This window comes from Hymenobacter sp. 5516J-16, from assembly GCF_022919335.1.
Classification (GTDB): Bacteria; Bacteroidota; Bacteroidia; order Cytophagales; family Hymenobacteraceae; genus Hymenobacter; species Hymenobacter sublimis.
In genome coordinates this window covers 1,595,045-1,618,350 of sequence record NZ_CP095058.1, presented here as the reverse complement: position 1 = coordinate 1,618,350, position 23,306 = coordinate 1,595,045, and the positions used below count along the sequence as shown (strand labels likewise).

General features: G+C 56.1%; 22 protein-coding genes and 3 pseudogenes. 20 read left to right on the top strand and 5 right to left on the bottom strand.

The window, feature by feature from the left end; translation table 11 throughout:
* Nucleotides 1-10 precede the first annotated feature (10 nt).
* The 11 genes and pseudogenes from rpsM (at nucleotide 11) to MUN84_RS07875 (ending at nucleotide 10,101) form a co-directional block, all read left to right on the top strand.
* Nucleotides 11-388, top strand: a complete 378-nt coding sequence (rpsM, locus tag MUN84_RS07925; RefSeq protein WP_045688471.1) for a 30S ribosomal protein S13 — start codon at nucleotides 11-13, stop codon at nucleotides 386-388.
* 79 nt (nucleotides 389-467) lie between these two features.
* On the top strand, nucleotides 468-860 hold the full coding sequence (gene rpsK / locus MUN84_RS07920) for a 30S ribosomal protein S11 (RefSeq protein WP_110977283.1): 393 nt from the start codon (nucleotides 468-470) through the stop codon (nucleotides 858-860).
* A gap of 129 nt (nucleotides 861-989) precedes the next feature.
* Nucleotides 990-1,594, top strand: a pseudogene (rpsD, locus tag MUN84_RS07915) (30S ribosomal protein S4).
* 148 nt (nucleotides 1,595-1,742) lie between these two features.
* Nucleotides 1,743-2,732, top strand: a complete 990-nt coding sequence (locus tag MUN84_RS07910) for a DNA-directed RNA polymerase subunit alpha (protein ID WP_188556051.1) — start codon at nucleotides 1,743-1,745, stop codon at nucleotides 2,730-2,732.
* A gap of 219 nt (nucleotides 2,733-2,951) precedes the next feature.
* A complete protein-coding gene (gene rplQ / locus MUN84_RS07905) occupies nucleotides 2,952-3,533 on the top strand; it encodes a 50S ribosomal protein L17 (protein ID WP_188556052.1) in 582 nt (193 codons plus the stop codon).
* Nucleotides 3,534-3,837: 304 nt separating this feature from the next.
* Entirely contained in the window at nucleotides 3,838-5,109 is a 1,272-nt protein-coding gene (gene eno / locus MUN84_RS07900) for a phosphopyruvate hydratase (protein WP_244697376.1), read from the top strand.
* A 379-nt stretch (nucleotides 5,110-5,488) separates the two neighbouring features.
* Nucleotides 5,489-8,374, top strand: a complete 2,886-nt coding sequence (locus MUN84_RS07895; protein WP_244697375.1) for a CARDB domain-containing protein — start codon at nucleotides 5,489-5,491, stop codon at nucleotides 8,372-8,374.
* Nucleotides 8,365-8,844, top strand: coding sequence for a CARDB domain-containing protein (locus MUN84_RS07890; protein ID WP_244697374.1), 480 nt, complete (start codon nucleotides 8,365-8,367; stop codon nucleotides 8,842-8,844). The genes MUN84_RS07895 and MUN84_RS07890 overlap by 10 nt, the downstream gene beginning before the upstream one ends.
* Nucleotides 8,845-8,855: 11 nt before the next feature.
* Entirely contained in the window at nucleotides 8,856-9,146 is a 291-nt protein-coding gene (locus MUN84_RS07885; RefSeq protein WP_244697373.1) for a T9SS type A sorting domain-containing protein, read from the top strand.
* Between the two features lie 137 nt (nucleotides 9,147-9,283).
* The gene (locus tag MUN84_RS07880; RefSeq protein WP_244697372.1) at nucleotides 9,284-9,604 is read left to right on the top strand and encodes an FtsB family cell division protein; all 321 of its coding nucleotides are present in this window, start codon (nucleotides 9,284-9,286) and stop codon (nucleotides 9,602-9,604) included.
* A 38-nt stretch (nucleotides 9,605-9,642) separates the two neighbouring features.
* Entirely contained in the window at nucleotides 9,643-10,101 is a 459-nt protein-coding gene (locus MUN84_RS07875) for a hypothetical protein (protein ID WP_244697371.1), read from the top strand.
* A 78-nt stretch (nucleotides 10,102-10,179) separates the two neighbouring features.
* Here the strand turns inward: MUN84_RS07875 and MUN84_RS07870 are convergent.
* From MUN84_RS07870 to MUN84_RS22900, 3 genes and pseudogenes are all read right to left on the bottom strand, one after another.
* Nucleotides 10,180-11,320, bottom strand: a pseudogene (locus MUN84_RS07870) (anhydro-N-acetylmuramic acid kinase).
* 305 nt (nucleotides 11,321-11,625) lie between these two features.
* The gene (hscA, locus tag MUN84_RS07865) at nucleotides 11,626-13,284 is read right to left on the bottom strand and encodes a Fe-S protein assembly chaperone HscA (protein ID WP_262920673.1); all 1,659 of its coding nucleotides are present in this window, start codon (nucleotides 13,282-13,284) and stop codon (nucleotides 11,626-11,628) included.
* On the bottom strand, nucleotides 13,224-13,484 hold the full coding sequence (locus MUN84_RS22900) for an Hsp70 family protein (protein ID WP_262920672.1): 261 nt from the start codon (nucleotides 13,482-13,484) through the stop codon (nucleotides 13,224-13,226). Before MUN84_RS22900 ends, hscA begins: the two co-directional genes overlap by 61 nt.
* 982 nt (nucleotides 13,485-14,466) lie before the next feature.
* Between MUN84_RS22900 and MUN84_RS07860 the strand changes: the two are divergent.
* The 8 genes and pseudogenes from MUN84_RS07860 to MUN84_RS07825 all read left to right on the top strand — a co-directional run bounded on the left by MUN84_RS07860 (nucleotide 14,467) and on the right by MUN84_RS07825 (nucleotide 19,651).
* Nucleotides 14,467-15,395: pseudogene (locus MUN84_RS07860) on the top strand (murein L,D-transpeptidase catalytic domain family protein).
* 761 nt (nucleotides 15,396-16,156) lie between these two features.
* Nucleotides 16,157-16,528 (top strand): hypothetical protein, encoded by a 372-nt coding sequence (locus MUN84_RS07855; protein ID WP_244697369.1) that lies wholly within the window; start codon nucleotides 16,157-16,159, stop codon nucleotides 16,526-16,528.
* Between the two features lie 51 nt (nucleotides 16,529-16,579).
* A complete protein-coding gene (locus MUN84_RS07850) occupies nucleotides 16,580-17,125 on the top strand; it encodes a YceI family protein (RefSeq protein WP_244697368.1) in 546 nt (181 codons plus the stop codon).
* 66 nt (nucleotides 17,126-17,191) lie between these two features.
* Nucleotides 17,192-18,115 carry a DUF5777 family beta-barrel protein gene (locus MUN84_RS07845; protein ID WP_244697367.1) on the top strand — a complete coding sequence of 308 codons (924 nt, stop codon included), beginning with the start codon at nucleotides 17,192-17,194 and terminating at the stop codon, nucleotides 18,113-18,115.
* A 39-nt stretch (nucleotides 18,116-18,154) separates the two neighbouring features.
* Nucleotides 18,155-18,598: a CHRD domain-containing protein gene (locus MUN84_RS07840; RefSeq protein ID WP_244697366.1), complete on the top strand. Its 444-nt coding sequence runs from the start codon at nucleotides 18,155-18,157 to the stop codon at nucleotides 18,596-18,598.
* Nucleotides 18,599-18,756: 158 nt separating this feature from the next.
* Nucleotides 18,757-19,080 carry a heavy-metal-associated domain-containing protein gene (locus MUN84_RS07835; RefSeq protein ID WP_244697365.1) on the top strand — a complete coding sequence of 108 codons (324 nt, stop codon included), beginning with the start codon at nucleotides 18,757-18,759 and terminating at the stop codon, nucleotides 19,078-19,080.
* A gap of 83 nt (nucleotides 19,081-19,163) precedes the next feature.
* On the top strand, nucleotides 19,164-19,472 hold the full coding sequence (locus MUN84_RS07830; RefSeq protein ID WP_244697364.1) for a hypothetical protein: 309 nt from the start codon (nucleotides 19,164-19,166) through the stop codon (nucleotides 19,470-19,472).
* Nucleotides 19,473-19,483: 11 nt separating this feature from the next.
* Complete coding sequence (locus MUN84_RS07825) at nucleotides 19,484-19,651, top strand: hypothetical protein (protein ID WP_244697363.1); 168 nt, start codon at nucleotides 19,484-19,486, stop codon at nucleotides 19,649-19,651.
* Nucleotides 19,652-19,739: 88 nt separating this feature from the next.
* On the opposite strand, the gene MUN84_RS07820 is transcribed toward MUN84_RS07825, so the two are convergent.
* The gene (locus MUN84_RS07820; RefSeq protein WP_244697362.1) at nucleotides 19,740-21,083 is read right to left on the bottom strand and encodes a T9SS type A sorting domain-containing protein; all 1,344 of its coding nucleotides are present in this window, start codon (nucleotides 21,081-21,083) and stop codon (nucleotides 19,740-19,742) included.
* A gap of 5 nt (nucleotides 21,084-21,088) precedes the next feature.
* Nucleotides 21,089-22,102 (bottom strand): alpha-amylase family glycosyl hydrolase, encoded by a 1,014-nt coding sequence (locus MUN84_RS07815; protein ID WP_244697361.1) that lies wholly within the window; start codon nucleotides 22,100-22,102, stop codon nucleotides 21,089-21,091.
* Between the two features lie 310 nt (nucleotides 22,103-22,412).
* On the opposite strand from MUN84_RS07815, the gene MUN84_RS07810 reads away from it, so the two are divergent.
* A complete protein-coding gene (locus MUN84_RS07810) occupies nucleotides 22,413-23,243 on the top strand; it encodes a murein L,D-transpeptidase catalytic domain family protein (protein ID WP_244697360.1) in 831 nt (276 codons plus the stop codon).
* Nucleotides 23,244-23,306: the final 63 nt, after the last annotated feature.

The window sequence follows — 23,306 nt, the reverse complement described above, 5'->3', positions numbered from 1 at the left end:
AAGAAAGCACATGGCTCGTATTGCAGGGGTAGACATCCCAGACAACAAGCGCGGCGAAATCGCGCTGACCTACATTTTCGGCATTGGCCGCCCTTCTGCTCAGCAGATCCTCACCAAAGCAGGCGTTGACCTGAATAAAAAGGTGAAAGATTGGACTGAAGCTGAGGCGGGCGAAATCCGCGGCGTGATTGCCGCTGAGTATAAGACCGAAGGTGTGCTGCGCTCAGAAGTGCAGTTGAACATTAAGCGCCTGATGGACATCGGTTGCTACCGGGGTTTGCGTCACCGCAAAGGTCTGCCGGTTCGTGGTCAGCGTACCAAGAACAACTCCCGTACCCGCAAGGGTAAGCGGAAGACCGTTGCTGGCAAGAAAAAGGCTACTAAATAATCTGTAGCGGGAATCGAAGCCCAGCTTCTTTTGTTAGAGGCGGGCTTCAACACCTTCCGCAGTATTTCGCGATAACCAAATGGCACAAAAAAGAAAAGACAAAGCCAAAAAGCGCGTTGTCGTTGTAGAACCCGTAGGTCAGGTACACATCAAGGCCTCGTTCAACAACATCATCATCTCCATTACCAACAACAACGGCCAGGTCATTTCCTGGGCTTCGGCTGGTAAAATGGGTTTCCGGGGTTCTAAGAAGAACACCCCTTACGCAGCTCAGATGGCTGCTACGGACTGCGGAAAAGTTGCGCACGACCTAGGTCTGCGCAAAGCTGAAGTGTTCGTGAAGGGTCCGGGCGCTGGCCGTGAGTCGGCTATTCGTACGCTGGGTAACGTGGGTATTGAAGTGACGACCATTAAGGACGTGACGCCGCTGCCCCACAATGGCTGCCGTCCTCCCAAACGTCGTCGCGTTTAATTACTTGGACAGGCTGGCGTAAGCTAGCCACCGGTGTCGGGTTTCTGATGCGCCTTTACTCCCCTGCAAGGAGCGCCTCCGAAGCCCGACACGCGCAGTTCAACCCCCACTCAACTCAACAAACCTGAAATGGCACGTTATACTGGTCCTAAAACCAAGATTGCCCGTCGCTTCAATGAGCCGATCTTCGGCCCGAGCAAGGCACTCACCAAGAAAGCATACCCCCCGGCCAGCATGGCCGTGGTCGTCGTAAGAAGCAAAGCGAGTACGCTGTCCAGCTGATGGAGAAGCAGAAAGTGAAGTACATGTACGGCGTACTGGAAAAGCAATTCGAGAACTTGTTCCACAAAGCAGCTACCCTGCCCGGTATCACCGGTGACAACCTGCTGGCTTTGCTGGAGTCGCGTTTGGATAACACGGTATACCGTCTGGGCATTGCCCCTACGCGCCGTGCTGCTCGTCAGCTCGTTCTGCATAAGCACATCACTGTTAACGGAGAGGTAGTGAACATCGCTTCGTACCGTCTGCGTGCTGGCGACGTTGTTGCCGTGCGTGAAAAATCTAAGTCGCTGGAGGCTATTACGACGAGCCTGAGCGCCCGCAACGCCCGCGCTTTCTCGTGGCTGGAGTGGGATGGCAAGGAACTGGTGGGCAAGTTCATCAGCGCCCCTTCGCGCGAACTGATTCCGGAGAAAATCACGGAACAGCTCATCGTCGAGTTGTACTCGAAGTAATTTTTGGAACGGCCCGGCAGTCCGGGCCGTTTCTCTGCTTCGACTTTTTTCCTTGTTATAACTGGAACTGGGTAGCAGGCGGTAAGAAATTAGGCTATTTTGGCCGCGTTCTTACTGCCTGCTATTCACTACTTCAAACGCCCCACTTATGTCAATCTTAGCTTTTCAAATGCCGGAGAAGGTAGTAATGGAGAAATCCGACGACTTCTACGGAACGTTTGAATTCAAACCGCTGGAGAAAGGCTACGGCGTCACGATCGGCAACGCTCTGCGCCGCATCCTGCTGTCGTCGCTGGAGGGCTATGCCATCACGTCGGTTCGCACCAACAGCGTACTGCACGAGTTCATGACCATTGAAGGGGTGATTGAGGACATGTCCGAAATCATTCTGAACCTGAAGCAGGTTCGCTTCAAGAAAGTGAGCGACGCCATCGAGGACAAAATCACGGTGCGCGTTAAAGGTCAGGACACGTTCTCGGCTGGTGACATCAACAAGTTCACCAACGGTTTCCAGGTATTGAACCCGGACTTGGTTATCTGCAACGTGGACCCTAGCGTAGAGCTGGAGTTTGAGTTCACAATCCAGAAAGGCCGTGGCTACGTTCCCGCTGAGGAGAACAAGCCCGCTGACCAGGTTTTCGGTCAAATTGCCATTGATGCCATCTTCACGCCCATCAAGAACGTGAAGTATAGCATTGAGAATACCCGTGTTGAGCAGAAGACCGACTACGAGAAGCTCCTCATCGAGATTCACACCGACGGTTCAATTCACCCGGAGGACGCGCTGAAGGGTGCGGCCAACATCCTAATTCAACACTTCATGCTGTTCTCGGACAGCACCATGACCTTCGAAACGGCGAAAGCTGAAGAAGAGGAGACCGTGGACGAGGAGACGCTGCACATGCGCAAAGTTCTGAAGACGCCGCTGGCGGACATGGACCTGAGCGTGCGTGCGTACAACTGCCTAAAGGCCGCCGATATCAAAACCCTCGGCGACCTGGTGCAGCTCGACATGGCCGACATGATGAAGTTCCGCAACTTCGGCAAGAAGTCGCTGACCGAGCTGGAAAACCTCGTTGAGGAAAAGGGCCTGACCTTCGGGATGGACCTGGGCAAGTACAAGCTCGACGAAGAATAGGCTACTGACTAATGAGAATGCGCTGACAGTGAGAAATGTGCGATAAGCATATTTTCACTTCAGCGCATTTTTCATGTCGGCATATTTCCTACCTTTGCACTCCATTTTCACACTTTCATAACTAGTGGGCCCCAAGGGACGACGGTTCTAATGTGAAGAACTTAGTAAGTGTTCTTCCGCCGTGGTCGTCGTTCGCAAGCTCACACCTTTTTTCATTTTATGCGTCACGGTAAAACCATCAACCACCTCGGCCGCACGGCCTCGCACCGCAATGCCATGCTTTCGAACATGGCCTCGTCGCTGATCCTGCACAAGCGTATCACGACTACGGTTGCCAAAGCCAAAGCACTGCGCAAGTTTGTAGAGCCTCTGCTCACCAAGTCGAAAAATGACACCACGCACTCACGTCGTCTGGTGTTCTCGGTTCTGGAGAACAAGGAGACTTTGAAGGAGCTGTTCGGCACAGTCGCTTCTAAAATTGCTACCCGCCCCGGTGGTTACACCCGCATCATTAAGCTGAGCGACGTACGTCTGGGTGACAACGCTGAGATGTGCATCATCGAGTTGGTTGACTTCAATGAGACTCTGCTGGAAGCTAAGACTGCTGGCGAAGCCAAAGCTGCTGCTCCCACTACCCGTCGTTCGCGCAGCAAGAAAAAAGCTGACGCTCCTGCCGCTGGGGAAGCCGTTGCTCCCGCTGCCGTAGTTGAAACGGCTGCTCCTGCTGACACTGCTACCACCACGGTTCAGGAAGGCGAGACCCGCGACGAGGCCAAAGCTGACGAGGAAGCTGCTTCGTAAGCTCAGCTGATTCTGCTTTTCAAAGGGGATGTTCCTAATAGGAGCATCCCCTTTTCTTTTAGAGGTCTTGGCGGGCGTACTGTGAAAGGAGACGACCATGTCAACCGCCTTTATCAATGCACATCGAGGTTTGGCCAGCGGAAGTTTGCTGCTAGCTGGAAGGGTAGGGGAGTACTCAGTTGAAAGCTTTGTAGGAAGGCTAAATTCTGAGGGTGAAAGGTCGGGGCTAATTTTTACCTTGCGGCGCAATGGCCAGGCAGGCTGTTGCTAGCTTTGATCTTCGTTTAATTCAACCCCTTTCCTCATGAGCATTATCACCGAAATTCACGCTCGTCAGATTTTCGACTCTCGCGGCAACCCGACTGTTGAGGTGGATGTAACCACCGAGAACGGTACCGTAGGCCGTGCCGCTGTGCCTTCGGGTGCTTCGACTGGTAAGCACGAAGCCGTGGAACTGCGCGACAACGACGAGTCGAAGTACATGGGCAAGGGCGTGCTGCAAGCGGTGGAAAACGTGAACAGCAAAATTGCCGAAGAGCTGATCGGCTTCTCGGTATTCGAGCAGGGCTTGCTTGACAAGATTATGCTGGAGCTGGACGGAACGCCGAACAAGGCGAATTTGGGCGCCAACGCTATACTGGGCGCTTCGCTGGCTATTGCCCGTGCGGCGGCTTCTGAGGCTGGTATGCCGCTGTACCGGTACGTAGGCGGGGTAAACGCTACCACGCTGCCCGTCCCGATGATGAACATCCTGAACGGTGGCTCGCACGCCGACAACAGCATCGACTTCCAGGAGTTTATGATTATGCCGGTGGGTGCTCCTTCCTTCTCGGAGGCACTGCGTTGGGGCACTGAAATCTTCCACCACCTGAAAAGTGTGCTGAAAAAGCAGGGCTTAAGCACGAACGTAGGCGATGAAGGTGGTTTTGCACCGAACATCAAGTCGAACGAGGATGCCATTAAAGTGGTGTTGCAAGCCATCGAAACGGCTGGCTACAAGCCCGGCGATGATGTGATGATTGCTCTGGACGCCGCCGCCTCAGAGTTCTACTCCGACGGGCATTACCACTTTAAGAAAAGCACCGGCGACAAGCTGACGTCTTCGGAGATGGTAGCGTACTGGACTGATTGGACCAAGAAGTACCCCATCATCAGCATTGAAGATGGCATGGATGAGGACGACTGGACGGGCTGGAAAAACCTGACCGACAGCATCGGCTCGACTACCCAACTGGTCGGCGACGACCTGTTCGTGACCAACGTAAACCGCCTGCAGCGTGGTATTGATGAGAAGATTGCCAATGCCATCCTCATCAAGGTAAACCAGATTGGTACGCTTTCTGAAACGATTGACGCTATTAATTTGGGCCGCCGCCATGGTTACAAGAGCATCATGTCACACCGTTCGGGCGAAACCGAAGACAACACGATTTCTGACCTAGCTGTGGCGTTGAATACGGGCCAAATTAAAACGGGCTCGGCCTCGCGCTCCGACCGGATGGCGAAATACAACCAACTGTTGCGCATTGAGGAAGAGTTGGGCGAAACGGCCTACTTCCCTGGTCGCAAGATGTAATTGATTCCTGTCAAATAGTACTTTAGAAAGCCGCCGGATGCACTTGCATTCGGCGGCTTTCTTCTATATTTGGCTGTCATAAGCTATTCGCTACCAAGCGCTACTCGGATATCCGTAGTTGAGTAAGCTGCAGGTGAAGTGCCCAAACCTCCTCTACATATACCTCCGCTACTATTCTTGTACAACCATCAGGGGCAAGCACGCCCTCTTATCTACGCTAACGGGTAGCTGATGTTGTTTAGTTGGCCACTTCTGACCTCACTGCGTTGCTTTCTCTTGCCTACCCTTTGGTGGGCAGCTTGCTTACGAAGCGCCTTGCGAATACGTGGCTCCGCCATCGGTGCCGGACTTTCTTTGCTTTTCACATTCTAGTTACTCTATGATGCAACTCTATTCTCGTTTTCTGCAGGGCCTAACGGGTCGGCGCCTTGGCTTGCTGGCGCTCCTGCTCTGGTGGGGACAACTGGCGGCCTCGGCCCAAACCTACCTGATGCCGGCTAGTGGCTCCGCCAGCTATACTACCTGCAGTGGTACCTTATATGATGATGGTGGCCCCAACGGGGTGTACTCCGCGTACGCCAACGGCACAGTAACCCTAACGCCGGCCGTGGCAGGTAACAAAATCAAGCTGGAATTTTCTTCCATGATGGTGGAGTCGAGCTACGACCGACTCACGATTTACGATGGTGCCAGCACGGCTGCTCCCGTTATCGGCATCTTCGATTACAACCCGGGCACGGTGTACGCTACTACTAGCAACGGCTCGCTTACGCTTCGCTTTACCAGTGACAGTTACGGGCAGTACGGCGGTTTTGCGGCCAACGTATCGTGCGTGACGACTGTGCCACAGGCCGATTTGGCAGTGCAGGCCGCTGCGGTGCAGCCCCTGGCAGCCGTGGCTGGCGGCAACCTGCAACTGAGCTGCTCGGTGTATAACCTGGCTGCGGCTTCCGCTGTGAGTAGCACGGTGGGCTATTACCTTTCCACGGATGCTACCCTGGACGCGGCCGATGTGTTGCTGAGTAGTTCTCAAGGTGGGCCGCTGCCTTCCAACCAAAGCTCCTACCGGACGGCTTCGGCTACCTTGTCCAGCAACATCATGCCCGGCAACTACTACGTGCTTTTCGCGGCCGACCATTTAAACACGGTATCAGAAAGCAACGAGGCCAACAACGTAGCAGCTGTTTCGCTGAATATTTTGCCGCCTTCTGTGGACCTACTGATTCAGCAAGCAGCCATAAATAACACAACCACGTCGCCTGGCAGCGTGCTGAACCTTTCCTGCACTATTCAAAATCAGGGCAATACTATTGCGTCTAACAGCAGCGTAGGCTTTTACTTGTCCAGCAACACTACCCTAGATGCTGCCGACCAGCTGTTGACTTCTTCCTTCGGTAGCCAGCTTTCCCCTAACTACCCTCAGTACCGGAGCTCTTCCACGAACCTGCCCGCCAATACCCAGCCGGGTAATTACTACATCCTGTTCGTGGCTGATTACCAGAGCGTAGTTACGGAAAGCAACGAAACCAACAACGTATCGGCGGTTGCCCTTACGGTGGTGCCGCCCAGCCTGGATTTGGTTGTTAACCAAGCCCAGTTGAGCCAAACCACTCCCGTAGCTGGCGCCTACATCAACTATAGTTCCAACGTGTACAACCAGGGCAATACCGCGGCGCAGACTTCGGGCCAGGGGGTATACTTGTCGACGGATGCCGTGTGGAGCGCTAATGACGTGTCGCTGACCAGCAACCAGGTGCCCGGATTAGGGGGTAGCCAAGGATATTCGATATACGGGGCCTTCACGCTTCCCTCGCCGCTGGCTGCGGGCACCTACTACGTGCTGTTCGTGGCCGATTACCTCAACCAGGTAACGGAAACCAACGAAGCCAATAACGTGCGGGCCGTGGCCCTGCAGGTAGTCGTGCCTACTATCGACTTGACCATACAGCAGCCTTACCTGGGTAATTCCAACGTAGCGCCCGGCAACACGTTCACGGTGAGCAGCTACATAACGAACACCGGCAACGCGGTGGCTACCAATGCTACGGTTGGCTACTACCTGTCCAGTAACACCGTACTCGACGCCAGTGACGTTCTGATCGGGAACAGCCCGGGCAGCAGCCTGAGTGGCAATGCATCCAGCAACAGGTACGGCTCGCTTACCGTGCCCGCTAACACGGCTGTGGGTACCTACTACCTGCTGTTCGTGGCCGATTACCTGAGTCAGGAAACAGAAACCAACGAAACCAACAACGTAGCCTCCGCTATCCTGCGCGTGGTGCCGGCCGGGGTCGACTTAATTGTCAGCCAGACCTCGATGTCGCGGACTACCGGGGCGCCGGGCACGGGAGTGAACGTTTACTCCACCGTCGTTAACCAGGGCACTACAGCGGCCAGCACCAGCAGCGTCGGCTTTTATCTGTCGACGGACGCCGTGTTCAACACCACCGATGTGCTGCTGGGCTCCGCTACGGGCGGATATCTGCCGGCTAATGACTACTCCGGCCGCTCCAGCTTCCTGACTATTCCGGCAACTACCGCGGCGGGCAACTACTACATCTTGTTCGTGGCCGACCACCTAAGCCAGGAAACAGAAACCATTGAAACCAACAACGTAGCCTCAGTGAGTTTCATAGTCACGGCGCCTTTCAGCGGAATAGTAGTACCGCAGTTCGGCACGAATAGCATAACTGCCTGCAGCGGAACCATCTATGACAACGGGGGCACGGGTAACTACGTCAATAACTCCAACGGCGCCCTGACCATCCTCCCGGGTACTACCGGCGGGCGGGTGCAGCTCACATTCAGCTACCTGAACCTGGAAACCTGCTGCGACCGGCTGATTGTGTACGATGGCCCCAACACTAGCTCACCCATGCTGGGCTACTACAGCAGCAACCCCGGTACCGTGGTAGCCTCTCCCTCCATTAACAACAACACCGGTGCCTTGACTGTTGCCTTCCTCAGCGACGGAAGCTACACCTCGGATGGCTTCGAGGCTACCATATCGTGCGTGGGCGGCACTACCGGCCCCGTTGATTTGGTACCGCAGCAGCCTACCGCAACGCCTACGGCGGCCACTGCCGGCGGCACCGTTGTGATGAGCACCGTAGTAAACAACACGGGTACCGGCGTGGCCGGCAGCAGCGCCGTGGGGTACTACCTCTCCACTGACAACTCTTTCAGCACTAATGATGTATCGTTGGGGCTACCGGTGGTGTTTCCATCAGCGGTGGGCAAAGCGCCACGCGCGGGTTGTCGGTAACCATTCCGGCTAGCACCGCTACCGGACAGTACTACGTGCTACACGTGGTAGACCCGCTAAATGCCGTAGCGGAAACCAACGAAACCAACAACGTAACCAGTTCCGCCGTGAGCGTGGGCGCGGCCCGCCCCGACTTGGTCATTCTGCAGCCGGCTCTGCAAAGCGCCAGCATTGTCGCCGGCAACAATCTGGGCATTAGCTGCCTGCTGGCTAATCAGGGCTCCGCTGCCGCTACGGCTAGCACGACGGGTTACTACTTATCAACGGACAATGTACTGAGCAGCAACGACGTGCTGTTGGGTACGGCAGCGGCCGGCGGCATGGTAGCGGGTAGTGCTACCCCTTCCTTGGCGCTGGTACTTATTCCGGCCGGCACCGCAACGGGTAGCTACCACGTGCTCTTCGTGGCCGACCAGGCCTCGGCTGTAACTGAGGCCAGCGAAACCAATAACGTAGTTTCTCAGCCCTGAGCGTCACCATTGTGCAGGGCACTCCCGACGAGCAGCTGCAGGGCTTTACGCTCCAGGTATATCCTAACCCGGTGGGAACAGAGGCGCAGCTGCGCGTTAAGTTGACCGGTACGCCAAACGGCAAAACTGCCCAGGCCACGCTGATTAACTCTATCGGCCAGGAAGTAGCCCGGCGCGACGTACCGCTGACCGGAGCCTTAGCGCCAGTTAGCTTCGATACCCGCCCGCTAAGCCCGGGAGTGTACCTGTTGCGCTTGAGCGGAGCTGGCCTGCACGCCACCCGTCGGATCGTGATAGAGTAGCACTGAGGTTAATTAATCAGCTAAGCAAAACGCCCACCCAACGTGCTGTTGGGTGGGCGTTTTGCTTGGGTGTAGAAGTAAAGGCGCGGTAGTAGCCCGCCATACAACCGGCCGCGTTTGTTCAGTATATTTGAGCTATGGGCTTCTCTGATATTCTTGAGCGTGTGCCGCGCTTTCTGCGCAGCTTTTACTTTCTGGCGGGCCTGAGCTTCCTGGTCTGGATGTTTCTATTCGATGCCAACGACTTCCTGAAGCAGTACGATATGTACGCCAAGTGGCAGGAGCTGCAGAACGACAAGGAGTACTACCTGCGGGAAATTGATATGGTGAAGAAAGACCGGGCCGAGCTGCTCAGCAGCCCGGAGCTGCTGGAGAAATTTGCCCGCGAGAAATACATTATGAAGCGTCCGGGCGAGGATGTATTTGTACTGGTTCCGCAGGCCAAGGAGCCGGAATAGACAGCAGTTGTGGCGTGGTAGTTGCCACGGGTCAGGCAATGAAGAACGACCAGACTATAGCCTTGGTCCTGCGCCGGGCACTGCTGTTTGTGTTGCTGCTGGCCTGCCCGCTGCTAGCCACATCAAGCCAAACTCTACCCTCGCAGATACAGGTAGCCCGCCGGTTTCTGGTAGCCATCGTGCGGGGCGAGTGGGCTACCGCCTACCAATGCCTGGCGCCCGAAACCCGACAGGGCCTCTCGGTAGAACAGTTTCGAGCCGCTGCCCAGCCCTTCGTTGCCCAAAGCCAGCACTACGGACCGGTTATCGACCTTTACAAGCTGGGCTACCGGCTGCGCGGGGCCGAAACGCCCCAGCCCTTCGTGGCTTTTTCTTTCCGGGCCGATACGCTCCGGCGCCTGCCCCACTTCCAGCTCGACGTTACCTTCCGCGACTCTACCGCCCGGCAGGTGCAGGGGTTCGGCCTGATACCCTTGCAACCCGTTACCAACCAATAGCGCCGCTGCTACCGCAGTGGTAGTCTCTTGGGCGCGTGCTGTTGTGCAGTGCTGCTCTAGCGCAGCGAAGAGCTTTCGTTACCCTGGTAGCGAAATCTTCCCCATACTAACGGCCGGTACCCGCTGCCGGCCCGCGCCTAGGCTAACAGGCTGACCAGCTACGGCCTCATTGGCCAGCACCGCAAACAGAATAGCTTCCTTGGCATCTGGTAACATGCCCAGCGCCTGGGTGGTAGCCAGACGGCAGCCCGGCAAGTGCCGCTGCAAGGCCGCCCGCAAGGCCGGGTTATGCGCCCCGCCGCCGCTCATATACACCGCTAGTTCTGGCCGGTCTCCAAACGCCTGCGTAACTGCGCGCGCTACTCCCAGCGCACTACATTCCGTGAGAGTCGCCAGTGTGTCTTCCAAGCCTAGGGCAGTGGTAGCAGTAAGCTGTTGGGCCCGGTACAAGTAGGCGGGCTGAAAAGCTCCGGGCCCGTGGTTTTAGGTACCGGAGCCGAGAAGAAAGGATGCTCTAGCAACGCGGCCAGCAGACCTGCGTGCACGTGCCCAGCAGCGGCCAGGCGCCCATCCTCGTCGTAAGCCAGAGCTGGCCGATGGGCCCGCACGGTGGCATCAAGTAGGGTATTGCCGGGGCCAGTATCGGTGCTGAATGCCGTGCTGGCATCCTGACCAGTGCGGGGCAGGTAGGTGAAGTTTGCAATGCCGCCTAGGTTTAGTAACAGCCGTTCCTCAGCGGCACTGCTCAGCAGCAGATAGTCTCCATAAGCTGCCAGCGGGCACCTTCACCACCGCCGGCAATATGCTTCTGCCGAAAGTCGCTGAGCGTGATAATGCCCGTCAGCACGGCTACATGGTCGCCGTCACCTAGTTGCAAGGTGGCGTTTAGCGGAAAGTCGGGGCGTTGGTGCTGGTGTTGGGGGGCGTGGTAGATAGTTTGGCCGTGGCTGGCTATCAAGTCTACTTCACCCGCGGGCACGTGCCATTCCCGTAGGCATTCTAGCACTAGGTGGGCGTGCAGGCGGCCCAGCCAGGGGTGCAGCAGCGTTAGGTACTCCAAGCTAACCTGCTCCCGCGCAAATACCTCTCGTATTCGTCCACGCACCTCATCTGAATACGGCACCGTCGTAAACTGCTCCAGTTCCAGTTGAGTACCTGGCCCATGCCCCTGCACCCGACAGAGCGCTACGTCTAACCCATCCAGGGAAGTTCCCGACATTAAACCAATGATACGGCGGCTAGGCTGTTGGCCAATCTGGGCAAGGCGGATGAGGTGGGGATTCATGTACGAGAGGAAAAGTATGTACTATCTACTACTGCTTAAGCGAGGCTAAAACAATTTTTATACTGCCTATTACTGAATCACAGGGAAGAGTCAACTTCGCGCAACGATAAAGATAGCGGCAAACAACACAAAAATGCCCCACTGAAAGCCAGCAGGGCAGTTTCGCTTACTCAGCTAGGTGTAGTGGATAGTGTGCCTCTTAGTTGGCCTCGATATACTAGGAGCATTGGTGCTCTGGCCTATTCGATTTTTTTGCCAGCCATAGCTTGGCTGATGGAGATGTTCATCACCCGCTCAGCGAAGGGGCGGGTAAGTTCTTCGAGCTCATCCACGGCCTTTAGAATCGTGTCCTTGTCTTGGGTATGCAGAGCAGTTTTCAACTGCTCTACCCCAGCGTTGGTTTGGGTAGTTTCTTCCGGGGTGAGGTGTTGTCCGTTTTTAGCCACGAAGCGCTCTACTTGATACAGCATCTGCTCGGCCACGGTGCGGGCCTCAATGACCATGCGGGCGGCAATGTCCTCGCGGGCGTGGGTCATGGAATCCATCAGCATCTGCTCTACCTGCTCGTCGGTAAGGCCGTACTGCGGCTTGATTTCCACGGCCTGTCGGGTGTTGGAGCGCAGTTCGATGGCCTCTACTTTCAGGATGCCGTCAGCATTCAGAATAAAATTAACATCGACCTTAGGCAAGCCGGCCGGCATAGCCGGAATACCGCGCAAGTCAAATTCAGCCAGCTTACGGTTTTCCTTAACTAGGTCCCGCTCCCCTTGGTACACCGAAATCTTCAGGTTTACCTGCCCATCCACGGAGGTAGTGTACTGGCGGCCGGCTTTGGTCGGAATCTTGGAATTACGCGGGATAATGGGGTCCATCAGGCCACCCAAGGTTTCGATGCCCAACGTAAGCGGGGTCACGTCCAGCAGCAGCACGTCGCGACGGTTGCCACCCAGAATATCAGCCTGAATGGCAGCGCCCAAGGCTACTACTTCGTCGGGGTTCAGCGAGTTATTGGCCGGCTGCTGGAAAAACTCCGACACGGCATCGTACACCAGCGGCACGCGGGTAGAGCCGCCCACCAGCAGCACCGCATCCAGGGCCTGGGGCGTGAGCTTGGCATCGGTGAGGGCCTGGCGGCAGGAGGTAATAGTGCGCTCCACCAGGGGCCGAATCAGGTCGTTGAATTCAGCCTTGGTGAGGCGCAGCACGAGGTCATTGAAGTTGGCCGCAAAGTCCTCGTGCTGGCTGAGGTAGCGCTTGGCGGCCTCGGCAAGCAAGCGCAACTCCTGCTGCAGCGAGCCGCTGGCGGCTACCGCATCGGCCAGCGCATACTGCTGCGTCCAGTGGTTGATGATGGCGCGGTCCAGGTCGTCGCCGCCTAGGTACGTGTCGCCGTTGGTGCTCAGCACCTCAAAAATGCCCTGCTGGATGCGCAGGATGCTCACGTCGAAGGTACCGCCGCCCAAATCGTACACGGCCACGGTTTTTTCCTCGTCCGGTGAGAGGCCGATACCGTAGGCTAGGGCTGCCGCCGTGGGCTCATTCACGATGCGCAGCACTTCCAGCCCTGCCAAGCGGCCGGCGTCGCGGGTGGCCTGGCGCTGGGAATCGTTGAAGTAAGCCGGCACCGTGATAACGGCCTTGTTCACCGGCGTTTTAAGGGCGTGTTCAGCGCGCAGCCGCAACTCCTTTAGAATCTCGGCCGACAACTCAATGGGGGAGTAGAACGTGTCGCCTACCCGGATTTTGACCAGTCCTTCTGAGTTGTCATCAATAACTTTGTAGCCAAGCTCCTGGGCGTGCTGCCCCAGGTCCTGGTACGACTTGCCTAGCAGGCGTTTCACGGAATAAATCGTGTTCTGCGGCTCCGTAAGCAAGTATTCTTTAGCATCGGTGCCCACAATGGGTGAGTCGCCGCCCCAGGAAAGTGCACTACCGACGGCACAATGGTGCCGCGGCCCTGGTCGTTGATGGCCACGGGGTGGCGACCATCGGGGTGGATGTAGGCTACCAAAGAGTTGGTTGTGCCCAAATCGATGCCGACGATGATTTCTTCCTGCTGAATACTCCCGGTAGAGAGGTTGATTGCAACTTTGGCCATAAGCAAAAAGCGCGCTGCGGCGCGCCGGAAAAGTGCGAGTACGTGAGCGGTGGCTACTATAACCGGCCTGCGCCCTGAAAGGCACAAAAGTACAGAACAAAAGCGCGGAAAGCAGGGCCTGGTCAACGGCCCAGCGGCAGTGAGAGGGCACACCACTCCGCCACAAACCACCTGGGGTCAAATGATGCTCAGGGTAGGACGGAAGCGGCGGTTATACCTGTAACCAGCGTTGCCAATCCAGTATGGATAAATAGAAAAATACTTGTAAAAGATTCTGGCTAATCAAATCCAGTGACCAGCTTATAAGCGTAAGGCAATAGTATACTTTTTCTGTGCTGCACTACTCTGCTTACGCTGGGTATTAACTCGCTTTGAGTATGCTAATAGCACTACATATCAGCAAAATACTGCTCATGAGGCTGACTTTTCAGGCTTGAATTACGCGCTAGCGTATTGTTTCTCTCGCTAGAAAGCGTGTGCAAGGCGCCTTGTATTTTACTGGCCTTTTACTTTACTGACGAAATATGAATAAATCACTTACTCTTTAGCCTCTTATAGCACTCGCTAACCCCGGAGGCTTCCTAAGAGCCAGCAGATTCAGCTTGGTGCTAGTGGCTTCACCTAACCATTCGGGCTTGCTTTGGCCGAACAACCGTAAAGCTCGATAGTGGTGTGAGTTTGCCGTCCCTGCAAATTTTAGCGGTACTACCCCTCTAAAAACACCCATAGTAAAACCAATTAGTCGGGTCACCCATGACCGGCCAGTTGGCTACTGCGGGTGGATAGCCGGACCCTGGGTGAGTTCGGCTATCTTTTTCACTGGCGAGAACTGGAGCCAGCAGCATACGCTGCTGGCTCCAGTTCTCAGCTTCAAGCCCACGTGGAACGGAACCCTACTTTAAGGCTGAATCCAGAATCCAATCAGTTGGCGCAAAGAAAATGAGCAATTCGCAGTACGCTTCGCTTGTATGCCGCGGTGCAAATGCGGATTTTTCGGCTTCTTATCCCGTCTGTCTCCGTGAAGAAGCTGTTCTCTTACCTCGCTACCCTGGGCCCGCCTACACTGTGGGGCCGGCTGCGGCACTACGTAGTACCAATGATGCTGAGTGGGGTAGGAGTAGGCTGCCAGTCGTCGGTGGGCGAGGCCGTAACAGCGCGCCTGCCTCCTGCGCCGAGAGTACAAGTTCCAGCACCAGACGATTCAGCCCGGGCGGTTCTGGCCGTAGGATCCGATTCGATGCGGCTGAATCTCTTGGCTCCTTTACCAGACCTGCCCGACTCCTTGCGCCGTGCCGTACAGGTGTTGCACGCTCAGTTGGGCCCCGCAGCTCACGACCTGCGCCTGGAAGTGCTGGAAAGGGCGTGCGTAGGTTACCTCAACCTGCGTCAGGAGGGCTTGGTGCGCCAGGCTGGGGTGCTAACGGTGGCCGACATGGATTTGCCTTCATCCAAGCAGCGCCTGTGGGTTCTGGATCTGGCCGCCCGGCGCGTGCTTCACCACAGCCACGTAGCTCACGGCCGAGGCTCAGGCCAACTGCGGGCCCGTCGTTTCTCCAACGTTATGAAGTCGGCTTGTACGGCTTTGGGCTTCTACTGCACCCAGGATACATACCAAGGTCGGCACGGGCTTTCGCGCCGGCTGCGGGCCTTGACGCCAACCAGAATGATAATGCCCTGCGCCGCTACGTGGTGCTGCACGCCGCCGATTACGTCAGCCAAAACTACATAGCGCAAAATGGGCAGGTGGGCTACAGCCGGGGGTGCCCGGCACTACCCCCAGAACAGTACAAGGCCATTATTCACGCGGTAGGGGAAGGCAGCTGCTTGTACCTGAGTGGGCCGGGAGCTACCTCCAAGTGGCTGAATGGAGCCGGTGCCGCGCAACGCCTAGCGGCACACGGATGGAGGTAGAGAAAACATGCTTCTACCTGAGCTTAACACTAGTACAGCTACGGTTGAGCTTGTTATAGCATTTAGATTATTTATTGAGTATTTCTCACCTATGTTGCTACCTTAATAGGTGTAATAGTACCTGAAAAACACTTATACTCGGAGCATAACTGACTAGCTTACAACATTATAATATTGGTGTTATAAATAAAGTTAAAATAATAGTGGAAATAAGTAAAAATATAACTTTTCATTTTGACCGTGACACAGTCATATTTCATCGGGCAATTCATATGGTTCGGCTAAAAGGTAGCAGGCAATTGAAAATATGGGGGGCAAACCGCGTAGTTTTGAGTAGCATAATGGGAAATAAGTTCCCAATATGAGTGATGATTGCTGGGTTGTCTCACTTGCTGCGGGTATGAAGCTGTAAAACACTTGTTGCGACGTAAAAGCCTGATGTTGTGTGGTAAGCATAGAATTAATAACTTTCGCCTCTTTGTTACTGCCTACCAACACAATATTATCCAACGACTTTATTTTTCCAATAATGAAACAAAACGCTTTTTCGCTAGTATGTAGTCGCGGCTATATAGTGCATGCTGCCCTACGCTTAGCTAAGCAATTTTAGGTCTACGCTTTCCTAAGCGAGCCTAGGCATCGAGCCTTACTTCCTCCTGACTCTCAGGCTATTCAAGTAGTAGCCTCCCCATCTTACATCACTTACTTGGGTAAGTCCGCGCTGATATATACAGCTTAAACTACCCCTGCACCCCGATTCAATGATTAAACTCTCTACTATTTTTTGTGCGCTGCTGACGCTTCTTCTCGGCAGTTGCGCTTACGATAAAGCAGATGAAATTGCGGGCCCTAAGGTGCCGTGCACTACCCCGGAGGTAGTTTCGTACAGCGTATCTATCTCGCCCTTGCTTACCAAGAACTGCCGCACCTGCCACAACGCAGTGCTGGTAACGGGCAGCGTGAATCTGGAGGACTTTTCTGTGATTCAGAAGTACATCCGCTCCGGCGAGCTGATGGGAAACGTGAAGCACCTGCCTGGCTATAATCCCATGCCGCAGGGTGGAAACAAGCTGTCGGACTGTGATATTGAGCTGTTGCAAAAATGGGCTGACGCTGGAGCACCTAACAACTAACCTAGGATGCACAGTCTGGTCCGTTACCTGCGTTTACCTCTTTGTAGCCTTATGCTGTTGGTTGGTGGCATTACCACTAGCCAGGCCCAAGGCAAGTATATGACCCAGAAAGGGGTGGTCAGCTTCTTTTCCAGTAGCATCCTGGAGGATATTGAAGCTCATACTGATCAGGCCGCCGCGGTGGTTGATCTGCAAAGTCAGCAAATAGCCTTTATCATTCCTATCAAGTCGTTTCAGTTCAAGCGCACCCTCATGCAGGAGCACTTCAACGAAAACTACATGGAGTCCGACAGGCTGCCCAAATCAACCTTTAAAGGCAAGATTCTGGACCTGAATGCAGATGCCCTAGCCAAAGGTCAGTCGCAACGGGTAACGGTGGAGGGCGACCTAACGATTCATGGCGTAACCAAGCACTTGACGGTTGCTGGCGCGTTGGAGCAGCAAAAGGGCACCCTATTGGTAAATGCCTATTTCAGTGTGGCTCCTGCTGACTACGGCATTGAAGTTCCGCTGCTGGTGCGCGAGAACATTGCCAAAATTGTGGGCATTAAAGTGGTGCTGACCTGCGAGGCAGTTTCCCAGCTCACTGTTAAATAAATACTACTACGTGCAGGTGGCGCCGCTCGCGCGGGCCTCTGTTCCACTCCGCTTTTGCTTTTTTCTATGCAAACAACTTTTCCTCACTACCGAGGCCGCTTGGCCTCTTTCCTGGTGGTTCTGTTAAGTGCCTGGGCCGCGCCGGCCTGGGCTCAGGACGACCTGCTCGGGCAGCTAGAAAACCAGAAACCGGCAGCTACTGCTCCCGAACCCGTAGCAGCTACCTTTAAAAGCACCCGCCTGATTAGCGGGCACACCATAGAAACGCCGGGCCAGGGCACGCTGGTGTTCCTGATTTCCCACCGCTTTGGCACCATCAACAGTGGCGCTTATAACTTTTTCGGGTTAGACCAGGCCGCCCTGCGCCTAGGCTTAGAGTATGCCGTTACGGATAAGTTGGAAGTAGGTATCGGGCGGAGCAACATCGAGAAAACCCTGGATGGCTTCGTGAAATACCGCGCCATTCGCCAAACCACGGGTAGCAAAGTGATGCCGGTAAGCGTAACGCTGTTTGCCAACTCGGCCATGAACATGCTGCGCGACGACCGGACTTGGTACACGGTGCCGCGGCGCATGACTTTCTCCTACCAGGCCCTGATTGCGCGGAAGTTCAGCCCCAACCTGTCGTTGCAACTCATGCCCACCCTGATTCACCGCAATATGGTGCAGGATAATACGCAGTCGAATGACGTGTACGCCGTTGGATTTGGCGGCCGACAGAAACTTACTAAGCGCACTTCCCTCAACGCCGAGTACTTCTACTTGGTACCGCGCACCAAGCCAACCGGCGCGCGGAACGCCCTGGCCCTGGGCTTCGATATTGAAACCGGTGGCCACGTTTTTCAGCTGCACCTGACTAACTCCCAGGGCATGATTGAAAACCACTTCGTGGCTAATACCCGCGGCGACTTCTTTAATGGGGACATCTACTTCGGGTTCAACGTGAACCGGAACTTCACCGTCCGGGCCAAAGAAGGCTTTCGCAAATAGTTTGTTTTCCTCCATCATTCACCTCTCAGCTCATTACGCATGAACTTGAAAACTACTGCGCTTTTCCTGCTTCTGACCGGCTCGGCCTCTCTGGTAGCCTGCAAGAAGGATGACGTAACTACCCCTGCCACCGACACCGTGCAGCTGACCGGTACGCTGGATGGCAAGCAGGAAGTGGGCCCGAACAACTCCACGGCCACGGGTAACATGACGGGCAACTACAATAAAACCACCCGGGTGCTCACGTACACGGTTACCTACCAGGGTGTTACCCCCACCATGGGCCACATTCACCGCGGGGCGGCCGGCACCACCGGCGACCCGTTCCTGGCGTTTTCCAACGTTACGACCTCGCCCATCACGGGTACTTCCACGCTGTCGGAGTCTGACGCGGCCCTGCTGCTGAGTGGCCAAACCTACGTGAATCTGCACACCAGCGCCTTCCCCGGCGGCGAAATCCGCGGCAAAGTCACGCTGAAATAAGTGGGCCTGGTTCAGAGGAAAAGCATATTGGCTATACGGTAACAAGTACAGTGAAAGGCAAACGTTTGATACAGGCCAGCCTGGGTCTGCTGGGGTTACTGCTCGTGTGGGGAAGTTGGGAAGATCCAAATCTTCATCAGTATGTACAACCTATTAAAGTGCTGCAGCTGCAGGTAGAGGGGTTGCATACGCCCGCCCAGGTAGCCACCTCGCAGCAGCAGGTAGCCGCCGTGCCGGGCGTAGCCGCGTGCGTAATCAACGCCAACACCCAGGTTGCTACCGTGCTTTTCCACGAAGACGATGTCTCGGAGCGGGAAATAGAGCGGGTGCTGTCCGTGGGCGGAACCTTCCCCGTGAATCGGCCGGTGATGGTGGCCGCGGCCCCCACTGGGCGCGAGTGCCCGGTGCCCGCCAGCTACCTCGAAACCCTGGACCAAATTCGGTTTGCGTTTAATCTGCGCCGTCTCTTCATCAACATCTGAGCCGCTTGGGCGGGCCACCCGGCTGGCGTTGCTACAGTGCTCCTTACCATTTTTCTTTTCACATACCCCTTACTCCCTACTCTATGCACCAACCCCGACTCAAGTTTGCTGCTGCTCTGCTCCTGAGCGGCAGCCTGTTCTTCACTACGGCCTGCGGCGCGAAGGAAGACGAGCCAGAGCCTACCCTGTATGAGCGCATGGGCGGCCTGAAAGGCGTAGAGGGTTTTGTTGACGTGCTGATGGCCAACGTGGCCGCCGAAACCAGCGTGCAAAACTCTTCCATGCTGCGCACCCACACTCCCCTGCTGAACGACCCCGACAAGCCAGCCCGCCTGGCCCGCCTGCGGAACAACTTCATCAACCAGATGGGCGAAGCCACCGGTGGCCCCTGAAGTACACTGGCATGACCATGCTTTCGGCCCACAAAGGCATGATGATTACCGAGAAAGAATGGTCGGTATGGCGCCAAGCTGCTGATGCTTCTATGGCCACGAACAACATCGGTGCCAAGGAAAGAGCTGAACTGGCTAAAATCCTGGACGATATGAAGGACGCCACGGTAGGCCACTAAGCAGCCTCCCGCTAGCGAAGAAAAAATCAAAAAAGCCCCGCCGAATTTTCGGCGGGGCTTTTTGCTGTGCAGAAGCAGAGGTAGGCGACTACCGCACTACTACCTTCCGACTGAGGCCTAGCTCCGGCACGTGCAACTGGTACACGCCGGCTGGCAGCGCGCGGCCTACGGTGAGGCGCTGCTCCGTAGTGCCCGGGTACAGCCGCACCGACTGCTCATGCACCAAGCGGCCAGTCAGATCCAGCAGGCGTAGCGTGGCCGTCACATCCTGCTCCGACTGCAGCACCACCTCAATTCGGTCAGCGCTGGTGGGGTTGGGGTACACCAGTAGGTCGGTGCCGGTGGGGGTAGCGGCCGGGGCCGCCGTTACCGTGCTTTCGCGCAGGGCCGTGCTGCTAAGTACAGTTGGGGCCGTGTAGGTAGCCTTCACAAAGGCCCGCTGACCAGGGTTGGTGGCCACCGCGTTCTTAGCCCGCAGCGTAATCCAGCCGGTGGCAGTGGGAGTGTAGGTACCGGTAAGGTTGCCCGTTCCGGTTTTGCTGCTCAGCACCGTGCCGCTGCTGTTGATTAGCTCCACGGCTAGGCTGCGGGTGGCATCTGTAGGAAACAGGGTGTAGCTGACGGCTTTGCCCGAAGCCACATAAATGCGGCCGGCCGTGCGGTACGCCGTAGAGGAAGCCGGCAGCTGCCCGCCCTGCTTCAGCGAGGAAGCGTGCGAGTCGCCCAGGTCATCGGCTAGTTCCCACTCCTGGGTGGTAGCCATGGCCGCGCGAGTATAGTTGGTGCCAATGCCCGTGGGGGCCCACACCGAGTAGCCCCGACGGCCGGCGCTAGCCGTGCCGTTGCAGGGTGGCGTATTGATGGTCACAGTCTGGGTGCTGCTCACCGTAACGGTAGCCGTGCCATTAGCCCCGGAATAATCTTTGAGCACCGTGCCGGGGGCAAAGTCACAGGCAACGGTATTGTTCTGCCAGGCCGAGAAGTTGTCGTTGATACCGATAATGGCCTTGGCGCCGCGCTCAATTACGAGGTGGTCGGGGGCTTGGTAGCGTACTTTGTAGGCTCCGTCCTTGAAGCGCAGATTCTGGTGGCACCAAATCAGGTTCTCGATGTCGGCGCGCAGGGGCAAATCAGTAGTGCTGGTGGGCTGGTGCGAGTAGCGCTTGCTGGTGCTGCCCACGTTAAACAAATCCTCGAAAAAGATCTGCGGGGAACCGTCCAGGGCCAGGGCCGCTGCATACGTAGCCGACAGGCGCGGGTCAAACGGATCGATGTGGGGGGCTAGTTCCGAGCCAGTGTTCCAGCCGATGTAGTTGCCGTTGGCGTCTACCTGGGGCCGGAACGTGTCGTGGTTGTTTACGAACGGCACGGTGCGGTGCACGTACTGCCCGTTGATGTTTACTACCCGCGCGCCCTGCTGGTACCCTGGCAACGAGCCTATGTCGAAGTTGCCGCCCCGCTCACAATGCTGTAAAGGCCATTGCGTAAGGAAAAATCGAAGGTGCCGGCCCGGTTCTGTACGTTGGCCACCCAGCCGTCCATCTGGCCCGCGGAGCCTACCCATTCGCCCACGGCGTACATGGTAGCGCTACCCGAGGCCCAGCCCGCGTTGCTTTGCAGGTTGTAGAGGAAATCCTCGGAGGCAGCATCGGGGAAGTGTTTTACGGCATCCATCCGGACGCCATCAAAGCCTACTTGCTTCTTGTACCACACCAGCCAGTTGCGCACGTTGGTGCGCATGTAGTCAGCCGATTGGGCGGGGTTAAAGGTAGCGTTGGAGCTCTGACCGTAGGAGCCGTTGTAGTAGCTTACGTCGGGCCCGAAGTACACGGCGTTCCAGTCGCCGGAGGTAGAGTTGTTGCCCGGGTTGGGGTTGAAGTTCTGCCAGTTTTTAGGAAAGCGGCCGTTGCGGGCCAGGTAGTTCGCCGCATCTTCCGCGGTAGCGGGCTTGCTGTAGCTCACGTAGCGGAAGTTCTTGTACTTGCTGGTGGAGCCATCCTCCCAGGCCGCCGGGTCCTGCCCGCCGGCACCGGTCTGGGAGCCCGCGCCATCGTTGTGGTTCAGCACGATGTCCTGCACTACTTCAATACCGTTGGCGTGCAGCACAGCCACGGCCCGCAGCAGCTCATCCTTGGTACCCAGACGGGTAGCCGTGAAGCCTTTCTGGTACTTGTCGCCCAGGTCGTAGTTGTCGAAGGGCGAGTAGCCGTTGCCTTGGTTACCGTTTTTGATGCTTGGGGGCAGCCACACGGCATCAATGCCCATGGCTTTCAGCCGCGGAGCCAGCAAGGCAACGTAGTTAGCCCAGCCATTCGGGTAATTGCTGTTCCAGTAGTCCCACCAGTAGCCCTGCAGGACTACTTTCTGGGCCTTAGCGGGTTGCCCGCCCAGCGCCAGCAGTGCCGCGGCGGCTAGGGTGAGCTTGCGCATCCAATGTGTACATGTGTGCATGTGAGAAATGTGGGAATTGGTTGGTGGGAAAAAGAAACGACGCGCATTGCGCCGATAAGAGCGGATTTGGGGCCTCTAATGTGGAAAATTGGGTAGTGAGAAGCTGGTGTTGTATTGCTGAATGTTAATGTTCTTTTTGCCGTTTTTCACCGAATGGGAATCTATCTGCTGAATTGCGCCTTTAAATAGAGGGGTACAGATTTCGGGGCCTGTTTATGTATCTGCAATGGGCTCTGTTTCGTAAAACCCGTAATGTCTGTTTCGTGCAGAAACAAGCACTTTACTGAAAACCCGAAACTGAACTGTGTCGATGGAAAATCAGAGTGTAGTTCGCCGCCAGCGCCTGAAGCGCCGCACCCGTCGGATGGCTCGCCGCGTGCTGCCGTTTGTAGCCTCTCTGTTCCTGGCTACTCCGTTGGCCGCTCCCGTGACCAAATCGAAAGCTGCTACCACCGGCTCGGAGTTGCGCTCCATTTCGCCGGAGGCCATGAAAGCTGTGCTGTTTGACCAGCGTATGCAGAGCCTGTATCAAGAGTTGGGCGTGGAACAGCAGGGCCTACGCTATGAGGTGTTCCAGAAGGCGATGACGGGCTACCTCAACCTGGAGCAGGAAGGTAAGCTTAGTAATAAGCAGTTACTAACCGTAGTCGACTTCGGTTTGCCTTCCACGCAAAAGCGCCTGTGGGTGCTGGACCTGGCCAACAAGCAGGTTAAGTTCCACACGCTGGTAGCGCACGGCCACAACTCCGGTGAAAACATGGCGACCAACTTCTCCAACGAGAACGAGTCGAACATGAGCAGCCTGGGTTTCTATGTAACCCAAGGCGAGTATACCGGTAAGCACGGCCTGTCTTTGAAATTGCAAGGCGTAGATGAGGGCTACAACACCAACGCCTTGTTGCGCTCAGTGGTCATGCACGGCGCTGAGTATGTGAGCGAAGACTTTATCCGGCAGTACGGCCGCCTGGGCCGTAGCCTTGGCTGCCCAGCTTTGCCCATGGATCAGAAAGACGCCATTATTGAGGCTGTAGGTGGCCAGACGTGCCTGTTCTTGAACGGCCCCGATACCCAGTACTCGTCGAAGTACTTAAATGAAGAAGTGGCTATGAGCAAATTGCTCAGCGACGCCCACCTAATCTAGCACGTTGTTATTCGTAAGAAAGCCCGCCTGGTATTCCAGGCGGGCTTTTTTTATGATAGACAA